Raw genomic sequence first — 12,717 nt, forward strand, 5'->3', positions numbered from 1 at the left:
TATATTAGGTGCTTTAACTGACATGCAGGGCCTTTTTTATTGCTTAAAAAATGATTGCTTTTAATTAATAGTTGTAATTTAATTTTTATATCTTTATAATTGTCATAATAAAAATAATAATGGAGGAAAATTATGAAGAAAGCGTGGAAATTGCTTGAAACTTTGTTGATAGCATTTATGATGTTAACCTTGTTACCCCAGAATGCAGCAGCTGCTGATAAAGGACAAACTGAACAAAGAACCGACAATTATCTACGAAGAGTCAAGCAAAAAGGTGAGCTAGTCATGGGGACTAGTCCAGATTATCCTCCTTACGAGTTTGTCAAAAATATTAAGGGCAAATCAAAAATAGTTGGTATGGATGTTGAAATAGGGCAAAAAATTGCTCATGATATGGGGGTTAAGCTCGTAGTGCGTCCAATGGACTTTGACTCTCTTTTAGTGGGCCTTGAAACTGGTAAAATTGACATGGTCATTGCCGGAATGAACGCAACACCTAAGAGGGCTAAAAGCGTTGCCTTTAGTCAGCCATACTATAGAAGCGATCAAAAATTACTGATAAGAAAAGAGGATAAAGGCAAATATCATAATTATAAGTCTTTTGCAGGCAAAGCAATTGGTGCTCAAACTGGCAGTATGCAGGCCACAATGATCAAAAACCAGGCCAAAAATGTCAAACTGAAAACCATGGATAAATATAACGACTTAGTTTTAGGCTTAAAAACGCATAAGGTTGATGCAGTTTCAGTTGATAAGGCGACAGCCGAAGCCTTTGCGCAAAATACCGACGGGATTATGGTGATTCCGGCAGGCCTCAAGACAGAGTCATCTGCTACTTCTGTTGCTTTTCATAAAGGAGCCAATAGTTTAGTTAAAGCTGCTAATAAATCAATAGCAGAGATTAAACAAAAAGATTTGATTGATAAAGATTATTTACCCAAAGCTGGAAAATATTTAACAGCCGGTAAGACAAAAAAGGAAGTCAAAGCGTCTAATTCAATGTGGGCCTATAAAGACTTCTTTATAGCCGGGGTCGGGTACACTTTACTTATTTCTGCTATATCAGTATTCTTTGGTTTCTTATTAGGGGCGATACTGGCGTTTATGCGCTTAGGTCATAACCAAATTGCCCGTTCGATTGCGACAGCTTATGTAGAATTTATTCGGGGCACACCGTTAATGGTGCAATTATTATTCATTTACTTTGGCTTGGGGGTAGTAGTAAACATTCCGGCTCTACTGTCAGGTATAATTGCCGTTTCTCTTAACTCTGCAGCTTATGTAGCAGAGGTAATTCGCTCGGGTATTAATTCAATTGCTGTGGGGCAGACTGAAGCATCTCGCTCTTTAGGTCTATCACGCACAGCAACTATGCGTTATGTTATTATGCCACAGGCAATGAAAAATATTTGGCCGGCATTGGGTAATGAATTTGTTTCCCTGATTAAGGAAAGTTCAATAGTTTCAGTAATTGGCGTTAAGGATTTGATTTATCAATCGCGTGTAGTCCAGGCTGACACTTATCGTGGAGTTATGCCATTGGTAATCACAATGATCTTATACTTTATCATTACTTTTGGTTTGTCCAGCTTAATGAAAGTATTTGAAAGGAAAATGAATCATGACTAATGCAAAACCCGTAATTAAAGTTGAACACTTGCAAAAAAAGTTTGGCAGTAATGAAGTCCTAAAAGATATTAATGCTCAAGTAAATGAAGGTCAGGTTATCTGCTTGATTGGCCCGTCAGGTGCAGGCAAAAGTACATTTTTGCGCTGCTTAAATTTATTAGATCAGCCATCTTCCGGCAAAGTGATTTTTGAGGATAAGGAGTTAACTGCTCTAAGTGAAGACCAGCTTGATAAGCTGCGTGAAAGAATGGGAATGGTTTTTCAGCAGTTCAACTTGTTTCCCCATATGAATATTATTGAAAATATTAAATTAGCGCCGATGAAAGTCAAGGGCATGAGTGACAGTGAAGCTAAAGCTAAGGGAATGGAGCTGTTAGATCAGGTCGGTTTGGCTGATAAAGCAGAAGCCTTTCCAACCAATCTTTCAGGTGGCCAGCAACAAAGAGTTGCCATTGCCCGTGCCTTAGCGATGGATCCCGAAGTAATGCTCTTTGACGAGCCCACCTCAGCACTTGACCCAGAAATGGTAGGCGAAGTTTTAAAAGTAATGCAGGACTTAGCCCAAAAGGGAATGACTATGGTAGTTGTAACCCATGAAATGGGCTTTGCCAAAAATGTAGCGGATGAAGTCTGGTTTATGGCAGACGGCTATATTCAAGAAAAAGCCGCACCACAGCAATTTTTTGCTCAGCCACAAACTCCGCGTGCGCAGGACTTTTTGGCAAAAGTTCTTGAAGCTTAGGTGGGAGAAAGTAAGTGGAAAAAGCACAGGCGATTACAATATTAACTGACTTGTTAGCAATCAATTCGGCAAATGATCATGAAAGTCTGATAGCTGATTATATCACATCATTGTTTAGCGGATATCCAGTAGAAATTCACAGACTTACTTATTCTTCCGGCAGAGATAATTTGGTAGTAACTATTGGGGATCATGGTCCGCTGCTAGGCTTCTCAGGGCATGAAGATGTTGTTGCAGCTGGGAACTTGGCTAATTGGCATACTGATCCGTTTACGCCCACTTTGAAAGGCGGAAAAATATTTGGGCGTGGTGCGAGCGATATGAAATCCGGTCTGGCGGCAATGATTGTTGCAATGCTTGATTTACTTAATAGTGAGAGAGAACTGCCTGGACGTATTAGACTTTTAGCCTCTGTAGGTGAAGAAACCGGTGAATATGGGGCAGCTCAGTTAACTAAAGAAGGCTATGCTTCTGATTTAGACGGACTTGTTATTGGTGAACCCTCCAACTTTGACGTACGTGTGACCCATAAAGGTGTTATTGACTATTACATTTATTCTAAAGGTATTTGCGTTCATTCTTCGACTCCAGAAAAAGGTCAAAATGCTATAATGCCACTGATTGAATTTGCACAAGCAGCGCAGCAATTAATGGATAGTCATCAAAAGAAGGATCCAGTTTTAGGTTCTTTTACTCATGTGATTAGTCAAATTCAGGGTGGCAGTCAAATTAATTCTGTTCCCGACACTGCTTGGCTTTCCGGCAATATCAGGACGACGCCCAAATATCCCAATGAGCAAATATATACTGAACTTGAACAGATAGTTTCTGAGTTAAACGAAAAAGGTGCGCGATTAAAAATCAGATATAGTTTTCCTGAAGTACCTTTACCTGACCAATCTAAAACTAAATTGGCTCAGATAGCTCAGAAAGTTGTTGAGCAAGAAATTGGCAGGCCAAGCGAATTTGTTGCAGGAACTGCTGCTACAGATGCATCAGAATATATTCAAGCTGGGAATTTTCCTATTATTATTCTGGGACCGGGAGCTGGAACTACTGATCATGAACCAAATGAGTTTATAGAAGTAAATGCTTATTTAGATGGCTGTCGTTTATACCAAGAATTAGCCTGGCGGTTTTGGCACTCATTGGCCTGATTTTTGACTATCATTAATATTTTTATAACAGAAAAAAGCCACTTCTTAAAAATAGGAGTGGCTTTTGATGTAAGAAATTATTATTTACATACCAGTTATATTATTTATAACTAAAAGATGCAAGTATTAGTCATAATTATTTTGAACAATTTTCTTAAATTCGCTTAAACGGTTGGCAAAAGTTTTAAAGGCTTCTTCTAAATAATCAGGCTTCGTCATATCAATTCCAGCTTTTTTCATGATTTCAGTAGGATAGTCACTAGAACCAGCTTTTAAAAAGTTCAAATAGGCATTTCGTTGCTCGGCAGTACCATGAACGACATTGTTTGCCAAGGCAGCGGCTGCGGCAAAGCCTGTAGCGTATTGATAAACATAAAAATTGTAATAAAAATGAGGTACTCTGGCCCATTCTTTAGCAATTTCTCCGCCAGGTTCTACTGCATCACCATAATAACGTTGATTAATTTTACCGTAAATATCATCTAAACGATCGGCAGTTAAAGGTTCACCATTGGCGTCCATTTCGTGAATTTGTTGTTCAAATTCAGCAAACTGCGTTTGTCTAAACAAGGTTCCTTTGAAAGAGTCCAGGTAGTAATTAAGAACAAAGGCGCGTGTTTTAGGATCGGTAATATGTGCCAAAAAGTACTCTGTCAGGATGTTTTCATTAGTTGTAGAAGCTATTTCAGCAACAAAGATCGGATAATCACCATAAACATACGGCTGATTTTGTCTAGTGTACATACTGTGGACGGAGTGTCCTGTTTCATGAACTAATGTGTATAATGAATCAACATTGTCCTCCCAATTGAGCAATTCATATGCATCTGTATCATAGCAGCCACCAGAATATGCTCCGGTAGCTTTATTTTGTGATTCAACCACGTCAATTACGCGATTGTTAAAAATATAGTCGACCTGTTTTAAATAGTCCTCTCCTAAGGGTGCTAATGCTTTTTTAGCTTCTGCTTTAGCTTGCTCAAAAGTATAGCTCAATGCTGGTTTACCAGTTAATGGAACGTACATATCCCACATTTGCAGGTCCTTTAAGCCTAAAATTTGTTTGCGTAAAGCTACATATTCATGTAGTAAGTCGAGGTGTTTATCAACTTCATCTATCAAAGTATCGTAAACGACTGTTGGCACCCCGTTTGCATTCATTGCACTCTCACGAGCTGATGGATAGTGGTGAACACGGGCATCGTAATTATGCTCCTTGACAGCACCAGAAAGAGTTGCTGCCAGGGAATTTTCAAATTGGCCGTAAGTAGCGTACATGGAAGCAAAAGCATCTTGACGCACTTTTCGGTTTTGAGATTGAATAAGCAGTGAGTATAAGCCATCGGAAAGTTGAACCATTTCACCGTTATCATTTTGAGTATAGCCATATTCCATATCAGAATTAGTTAAGACATTATAAGTATTTTCAGAAGCGGACAAAGCATCACCTGCATCTGCAATTAATTTTTCTTCAGGTGCAGATAAGGTATATGGCCGCAGTCTGGTAATTTGGTCAAGCAAGTGCTTATAATTACTTAGTTTAGGCTCATCGCGTTCAAAAGCACGCAGTTTTTCTGCTGAAAGACTTAAAATTGCTGGATTCATAAAAGAAGTAGCTGCTTCAAATTGACTTGCTAGACCTTGTACTTGGGCTACATAACCCAGATAATGAGCATTACCAGTGTCAACATCACTTGCTAAAGTAGCATATGAATAGACTTTTTCTAATCTACGGCTAACAGTCAAAATCTGAGTAATACTATTATATAAAGAGGCACCAGAAGTGGTAAAATTTTCTTTTAAAGTGCTTAAAGCTGGTATTTCTTTTTTAACACGTGTATATTCATTTTCCCAGTCAGTATCAGACTTGAATATCCTGGTTAAGTCCCATTTTAGATTTTCTGGGACTTCATTACGTTTAGGAATCGACATATAAAATCTCCTTTTTAGCTATTTAATTAAATTATACTAAAGATTAAAAAATAAGATATTATTAATTATAATTGATATTATTTTAATTCAAGTTTGAAAGTGTTAAAAATATATAGATGAAAACTACGAAAGGGCTTAAATAGAGGAATGAATCCAAATTCAAAACGCAGAGAAGATTACCATAAAAGGCATTCTTCTTTAAATCTTCATCGAAATATGGCTCTAGCAGAACCTGCCAAAGCCTTTAAAGGCAGCGTTTTCGCTCGGATTTGTGGTATTGTAGCAGTTCTGTGCGTCAGCTGCGGCCTAGCTTGGCTAGCTCACATGTATTTTGCTTTACACAGCGCTATAGATGGCGAAGGCGGCAATTATGCGACATCTGCACGAATTGCCAACAGACAGCCGATTTCTGTTTTAATTCTGGGAGTTGATCAAGGACTTGAAGGCCGTCATGATAAAGGTAATTCGGATACTTTGATTTTAGCTACTGCTAATCCAGCAAAAAATAAATCGACAATGACTTCGATCCCTCGAGACACCCTTACTAATATATTAGGTGATCCTGGAAACAAGTACAATATGTTTCGGGTTAATTCAGCATATGGTGTTGGTGGCAGTTCTGCATCAATGAAAACAGTTTCAGCTTTAATTGGTGTCCCCATTCATTATTATGTGGAAGTAAATATGAAAGCACTAAAGAGCTTAGTTGACGCTGTTGGCGGCGTTGACGTTAAAGTGCCGTTCAAATTCTCATATGACTGGTGTGATTTTCACAAGGGTAAGCAACATTTAAATGGTCGTCATGCTGTTGCCTATGTTAGAATGCGCCATGACGATCCTCGAGGCGATTACGGCAGGCAAATGCGTCAAAGACAAGTTATCACTGCTGTTGTCCATAAAGCAGTTTCTGTGGATTCAATTACCAATTACCGCAAGTTAGTTAAGATTTTTTCAAAATATGTCAAAACCAACCTTACATTTAATGACATGTTAGCTTTAGCACTGACATATCGAGGCTGTTCGCAAAATATTGCCAGTGGTTATATTCAGGGTCATGATGCCTGGATTAATGGAGCCTCTATTCAGGTAGCATCAACTGAGGAGCTGCAAAAGGCTTCGGACAAGATACGTACCAATCTTGACTTGGATAAAAAAGTATTGGATAATGATGAAACGAAACTCAATAAATTAAATGAGCAGAATAATAATATTAAGTGGAAAGATCCCAGTCCGTTTACTAACTACCAGATTTATCGTTCGGTAGTAACTGATGAATCAATTAACAATTCTTCAGGAACCGGAACCAGTGGTGATAATTCTGCAGGTCAATAACGTTCGGGCAAAGGAGGATAAAGAATATGCGTAAGCAATCTATGTTCCTGGCTGTTTATAGTACAATATCAGCCTTCATTGCTTTTATTGCGATAGCGTTCATTTGTTTGCGTACATTTCGTTGGAATTTACCAGTTGCTATATTAGCAGCAAGTATATTTGCCTTAATTTTCTTTGCTTTTTCATGGTTTCGTGGTCATGCTTCCGTTGAAATTAAACGAATTGCACGGGAATATCATTTATCTGATAAGGATTTAGCTAAAATTACTGGAATGAAAGCAAGCGATTTTCCAATATATAATGATAAATTGCAGTTGATTTTACCTAAGCGTTATTGGCCTAAAGTATTGGACTCCTTGCAGAAATATGAACAAGAAAAAAAGGAAAAGGTGGGCAAATAGCCCACTTTTTTATTGTGCATGTTAGCAAAGGCAAGAATTTGAGGGTAGTTTTACTTTATTTTGTACAATTTATATTGATATTTAGGGAGATGCACAATGAGCTTACTCACAGTTAAAAATTTGGGACAAGGTTTTGAAGATAAAACTTTATATGAAAATGCCAGTTTTGTACTCAACAAAGAGGATCATATGGGTGTGACTGGTCAAAATGGGGTTGGTAAATCAACCTTGATTAAAATTTTAACTGGTGAAATACTACCTGATGAAGGACAAATTAAATGGCAAAATAAAATTACTATAGGTTACCTTGACCAGTATGCCAAGTTGAAACCGGGGGTAACAATTCGCCAGTTTTTACGTACAGCTTTTGCACCACTTTATCGTAAAGAAAAAGAGTTAAGTTCGTTGTATGAAAAGTATGCAACTGAGGGTGATAGTTCTTTACTAGAAAAAGCGGGTAAAATGCAAACCTATTTAGAAGAAAATAATTTTTATAATATTGATACCGAAATTGAGCGCGTTGCATCGGGATTAGGTCTGGCAGAGCTGGGATATGATCATGATGTGAGTCAATTGTCAGGTGGTCAAAGGTCAAAAATTATTTTGGCTAAATTGCTTTTGCAAACACCAGATGTATTGCTGCTAGATGAGCCGACGAACTATCTTGATGTTTCACACATAGATTGGCTCGTTGATTATTTGAATAATTTTGCCGGTGCTTTTATCGTAGTTAGCCATGATTATGACTTTTTAGACAGAATTGCCAATTGTATCATTGATATAGATATCGGCACAATAACGCGTTATACTGGGACTTTAAAACAGGCAATGCGTCAAAAAGAAGCTAATCGCGAAACGTATATGAAGGCTTATGCTAACCAGCAGCGTAAGATTGCCAAAACAGAAGCTTATATTCGCAAAAATAAGGCTGGTACCCGTTCAAAAAGCGCAAAATCACGGGCACGGCAACTTGCAAAAATGGATGTACTAAATCCACCTAAAAATAACCATAAACCGCACTTTGCATTTCCTTATGTGGCTACAGCAGCCAACCTTTTATTGCAAACGCAGGATTTAGTAATTGGTTATGATCAGGCGTTAGTCAAAGAAGCGTTCAATTTTTCGGTTGGGGGTAATGAAAAAGTTGCTATTACCGGTTTTAATGGCATTGGAAAGTCAACGCTTTTAAAAACATTACTGGGGCAACTTGATCCGATTTTTGGTACCTATAAATTGTCTGAAACTGCTAAAATTGCCTACTTTAAACAGGAATTAACTTGGCCGAATAACAATATGACGCCTCTGCAATATTTGCAGGAAAACTTTGAACGCATAAAACCCAAAGAATTAAGAGGGGCTCTAGCAAAACTAGGCGTTACTGCTCAACAAGCAATGAGTCCTTTAAAAAAACTATCAGGTGGCGAACAAGAAAAAGTCAAACTCGCAAAAATGTTATTTGAACCTGCAAATTTATTATTTTTGGATGAGCCAACCAATCATTTGGACAGTGATTCTAAAGATGCATTAAGACAGGCTATCATCAAATTTCCTGGTGGAGTGATTATCGTGAGCCATGAACGTGATTTTTTCCAAGGCAATTGGGTTGATAAAACTATTGATATTGAGACTATGAACAAACTTTGAGGTGAAAAATGAGTGCTAGACCAGGTGAATTATTTTACCAAGATTTGCTTGAGACCTGCTTAACTGCCGGTGAATTAATGATTGAAGGAGGCAGCGAAATGTATCGGGTTGAAGATACAATGTTGCGTATTGCTAAAAGCGCTGGTGAACCGGATCCACGTGTTTTTGTGGTGCCAACTGGTGTATTTATGAGCTTAGATCACGGTAACTACTGCCAGAGTACTCTCGTACATGAGCGCAATATCAACTTAGAACTAGTTGACCGCATTAATTCCTTGTCGCGAGCTTTTGCAGATAAAAAAATAACTTTGCAAGAGGTCAGAAAAGAAGTTACCAAGATGGCAAAGGGAGGTTATCCTAATTTCCCTATATGGCTGCAGACAATTGGTGCCGCAATTTTAAGTGCAACGCTCATGGTATTGTTCATGAATAATTATGATTGGATTGATTTTCCGGCCGCGGCTATCGTGGGGGCTATTGGATTTCTTTCATTTTATTATTTTAAACGCTTTACTAACGTAAGATTCCTGGCTGAACTTGTTGCAGCTCTGATTATGACGGTAATTGCAGCCGGTTTAGTTCAACTTTTTCCGCAAATGATTATTGACCATATTCTAACTGGTGCATTAATGCCGCTTGTTCCGGGTCTTGCTTTGACAAATGCACTGCGAGACTTATTTAAAGGTGACATTCTTTCAGGAATGGTGAAAATTTGTGAGGCTCTGCTTACAGCATTTGCATTGGGCGGCGGAGTTGGTATTGTCTTGAAATTTTTAGGAGCTTAAAAAATGCCTTTTTGGTTAGAAATAGCAATTAATGTTGCTTTTGCCTACCTTGCTTCGGCTGGCTTTGCTTTAACAATCAATGTCCCGAGACGAGTACTTAATTTGGCCGGCGTGAGTGGAATTATTAGCTGGATTATTTATTGGCTGGCAATGAGAGCGTCGATGGGTCGGTTATTATCCAATTTACTTGGCTCTTTTGCTATTGGTATTTTAGGGATAGTTTTTGCCAGAATGAAAAAATGCCCGGCTACAGTTTTTTATATCCCAGCGATTGTGCCTTTAGTGCCAGGTGTTCCAGCATATCAGGCTGTGCGTGAATTAACATCCGGCAACCTCAGGGGTGCAAATGATGCAGTTTTAAGAGTAATAATAGTAACAGGTTCAATTGCTTTGGGGATGCTCTTGTCGAACATGTGTGTGGAAATTTTCTTCAGAATAAAAAAATTTTACAAACGTCACTCAGATAAGTATAATAATTAATGCGAGTCGACAAAAACGCGAGATGCGTATTTGTATGAGGACGTCCGCCTTAAGTGGCAGGCACGGGAAGTGCTGGCGGTTGACCAACCTGATGTGAACAGAAGTAGTCACCTGTTATTATTAACGGGCCTCGATTTGAAAAAGAGCAGATTCTTAATTGAATCTGCTCTTTTTTCTATTCTAGATATAATGCTTGTTTACCTTGCTGGTTATAACTTTTTTCCAGGTTTCTCCACGGAATTGCCTTATTTTTATGACCAAAGGGATCATTAACGTAAACGATTTTTGCCTTTTTATCAAAGCCGGTAATAACGCAAGCATGTGAAGACGGAGTCACATGGACTTCACCTTGAGCTGTTTGCCACGTTTGCATGTCGCTAACATGATTAAAATTGGTGGTAGTGATAATTAGAACTGGATGACCATCAGACACCAATTTTATTACTTGGATAAAATCATGATTCGTGAAATTCTTAATTCGGTTAGTATACTTCAGCCCAACTTGTTCTAGCGGTTCATTATAAACGCACCATCCTGCATTTGCCTGACTCATGTAACCAACGAAGCCAACATGAGGATTGCCCCGATATTTGCCATTATCGGTATATGAAGAAACGTGTTTTATGTTTTCAGACAAATTTAGTTTATTTACCTTGATACCATAATAGCGTAAAAGCATTGACAGAGAAGTTACTTCGCAACCATTAGGCAGATCTGGATATTGATTTTCTAGGGGAACATCTAGCTTCTGGGATGATTTCAGGGTTAACCAGTCATAGCGGTCTTTAACACCTGTAGAGTTAAAGATTGTAAAAACTAAACCTAGAGAAAAAATAACCAGTAGTAGTATCAAAATTGCTTTAATGGAAAATCTTTTCTTTTTCATAAAGCTATTTAAACATAGGATGATTATTAAAAGCAAAAAATCGCTCAAATTAATGAGCGATTTTGCTAAATTTTATTTTTTCTTTATTGAAAGCGGTAATTAGTGGTGAGTTGCGCTTGATAAAGCATCAAGACTGTGATCTTCACCCTTAACTGCCATACCTTCAACGTCCATTCCTGGGCAGAAGACTTCGTCTTCAGGTACTCCTCTTTCTTCAGCAAAAGCCTTAGTCAAAGTTTCCATGTCCATCAAATGATATTTCTTGTCTGGTTCTTTTGGATCAACAATTTGAATTTGCGCCATCATACCGGCATCTTCGTGCTCGATAATGTGGCAGTGGTACATGAAGACACCTGTGTTTTGGAAGTAAACCTTTATGCGAACCGTTTCTTGAGGTGCTACTTCGATAGTGTCTTTGTAAACGCCTCTTTCGTTTGGATATGGCTCTTTACCGTTGCGTGATACAACCAAGAAGTGGGCACCGTGAGTGTGGAATGGGTGCAACATACCGTTAACTTTATCGTTAGTGTTAGTTACATCCCAGTATTCAGCATTCATCAATTCCTGCTTCATGTCAATTCTTTCCATTGAGAACAACTTGCCATTGATCATGTTGTGGTTGTCCATAGTAACATGAGGAATTGGTGAGTTAGGGTTAACAACTGGATCGTATGGTTTGAACAATGTGTCAGGAATTACGCTGTCATCTTTTTCATAGCTGTGAATTCTGAATTCAACCAACTTGAAGTCATCAGTGTAAAGGTTGACAACATCGCCTTCTTTGTAATTGCTGAAATCAACAACTACTTGTTGACGCTCACCTGGTCCAATTAAGACTTTAGTCAATTTAACTGGGTGCTCCAAGAATGAGTCATCGCCGGCGATTTGAGTCATTACCAAGTCATCGCTGAAGTGCAGGCGCCATTCACGACGGTTAGAACCACCTAAGAAGAGCAAACGTACTTTTTGAGTAGTGACATCAACGTATGGACGGACAACACCATTGATAATTGGAGTGTCGCCAAAGATACCCATTGCGTTGTAGTCTGCCTTGTAGTCAAATTGGTTATCTTCGTGGAAAATACGGTCTTGCAAAATAATTGGGAACTCGTCCTTGCCGTATGTCTTAGGAATTGGTAACTTAGCTTCGTTGGCGTCAGTAATAACGACACCCATTGCCAGCCCCATCCAAACTTGCATGGCTGTTGATGGACATGGGTGAGCGTGAAGCCATGTTAAGGCTGCTGGTTGCTTAACAGTAAAGTCAATTTGCTTTTCTTCACCTGGATAAACTGGTGAGTGGCAAGCACCATCGTTACCAGGACCTTGAAGTTCCATACCATGCCAGTGGTATGTAGTTAACTCTGGCAAGCTGTTCTTCAAAGTTACATGAACGTGTTGACCTCTGGTCAAAACCATAGTTTTACCAAGAACTGGGAAGTTGTAGCCCCAAGTATGAGTCTTTTTACCTGGCAAAAATTGGAAGTCACCCTCCTGGGAATCAATTGTGTACCAAACATCATTGTTTTCTTGTTTATCAGGCTCTAATACTGGTGGAACAATTAAAGGTTGGGCTTCAACACCTTCAGGAATGTGAAGATCCTTGTATCCCATTTCGTGATTTTTATCAAAATCTTCGGAATTATAGAAATAATCTGTGTAAACTTTATCTGACATATTCGTCTACCTTTCAGTTAAAAAATTTAGTGAAAAATTTTTAGTTACATGT

General features: G+C 38.6%; 11 protein-coding genes. 8 read left to right on the plus strand and 3 right to left on the minus strand.

Annotated elements, in window-relative coordinates; all coding sequences use genetic code 11:
• The first annotated feature begins 132 nt into the window (after positions 1 to 132).
• From AAA926_RS06200 to AAA926_RS06210, 3 genes are read left to right on the plus strand one after another with little or no spacing between them, the layout of a single operon-like run.
• Complete coding sequence (locus AAA926_RS06200) at positions 133 to 1,629, plus strand: ABC transporter substrate-binding protein/permease (RefSeq protein WP_198179827.1); 1,497 nt, start codon at positions 133 to 135, stop codon at positions 1,627 to 1,629.
• Positions 1,622 to 2,371: an amino acid ABC transporter ATP-binding protein gene (locus AAA926_RS06205; protein WP_198179829.1), complete on the plus strand. Its 750-nt coding sequence runs from the start codon at positions 1,622 to 1,624 to the stop codon at positions 2,369 to 2,371. The genes AAA926_RS06200 and AAA926_RS06205 overlap by 8 nt, the downstream gene beginning before the upstream one ends.
• A gap of 14 nt (positions 2,372 to 2,385) precedes the next feature.
• Positions 2,386 to 3,528 carry an ArgE/DapE family deacylase gene (locus AAA926_RS06210; protein ID WP_198179831.1) on the plus strand — a complete coding sequence of 381 codons (1,143 nt, stop codon included), beginning with the start codon at positions 2,386 to 2,388 and terminating at the stop codon, positions 3,526 to 3,528.
• A 126-nt stretch (positions 3,529 to 3,654) separates the two neighbouring features.
• Here the strand turns inward: AAA926_RS06210 and pepF are convergent, their stop codons facing one another.
• Positions 3,655 to 5,460, minus strand: a complete 1,806-nt coding sequence (gene pepF, locus AAA926_RS06215; RefSeq protein ID WP_198179833.1) for an oligoendopeptidase F — start codon at positions 5,458 to 5,460, stop codon at positions 3,655 to 3,657.
• A gap of 147 nt (positions 5,461 to 5,607) precedes the next feature.
• Here pepF and AAA926_RS06220 point away from each other — a divergent pair, with 147 nt between their 5' ends.
• From AAA926_RS06220 to AAA926_RS06240, 5 genes are all read left to right on the plus strand, one after another.
• Entirely contained in the window at positions 5,608 to 6,792 is a 1,185-nt protein-coding gene (locus tag AAA926_RS06220) for an LCP family protein (RefSeq protein WP_198179835.1), read from the plus strand.
• Between the two features lie 26 nt (positions 6,793 to 6,818).
• Positions 6,819 to 7,193, plus strand: coding sequence for a hypothetical protein (locus tag AAA926_RS06225; protein WP_198179837.1), 375 nt, complete (start codon positions 6,819 to 6,821; stop codon positions 7,191 to 7,193).
• 96 nt (positions 7,194 to 7,289) lie between these two features.
• Positions 7,290 to 8,837, plus strand: a complete 1,548-nt coding sequence (locus AAA926_RS06230; protein WP_338212135.1) for an ABC-F family ATP-binding cassette domain-containing protein — start codon at positions 7,290 to 7,292, stop codon at positions 8,835 to 8,837.
• A gap of 8 nt (positions 8,838 to 8,845) precedes the next feature.
• Complete coding sequence (locus AAA926_RS06235) at positions 8,846 to 9,622, plus strand: threonine/serine exporter family protein (RefSeq protein ID WP_338212136.1); 777 nt, start codon at positions 8,846 to 8,848, stop codon at positions 9,620 to 9,622.
• Positions 9,623 to 9,625: 3 nt separating this feature from the next.
• Positions 9,626 to 10,102: a threonine/serine exporter family protein gene (locus tag AAA926_RS06240; protein ID WP_198179843.1), complete on the plus strand. Its 477-nt coding sequence runs from the start codon at positions 9,626 to 9,628 to the stop codon at positions 10,100 to 10,102.
• Between the two features lie 175 nt (positions 10,103 to 10,277).
• Here AAA926_RS06240 and AAA926_RS06245 read toward each other — a convergent pair whose 3' ends face one another.
• Positions 10,278 to 10,988 carry a C39 family peptidase gene (locus AAA926_RS06245; RefSeq protein WP_338212137.1) on the minus strand — a complete coding sequence of 237 codons (711 nt, stop codon included), beginning with the start codon at positions 10,986 to 10,988 and terminating at the stop codon, positions 10,278 to 10,280.
• 99 nt (positions 10,989 to 11,087) lie between these two features.
• Entirely contained in the window at positions 11,088 to 12,665 is a 1,578-nt protein-coding gene (locus tag AAA926_RS06250; RefSeq protein WP_198179847.1) for a multicopper oxidase family protein, read from the minus strand.
• Positions 12,666 to 12,717: the final 52 nt, after the last annotated feature.

This window comes from Lactobacillus juensis, assembly GCF_036246285.1.
Taxonomy (GTDB): domain Bacteria; phylum Bacillota; class Bacilli; order Lactobacillales; family Lactobacillaceae; genus Lactobacillus; species Lactobacillus juensis.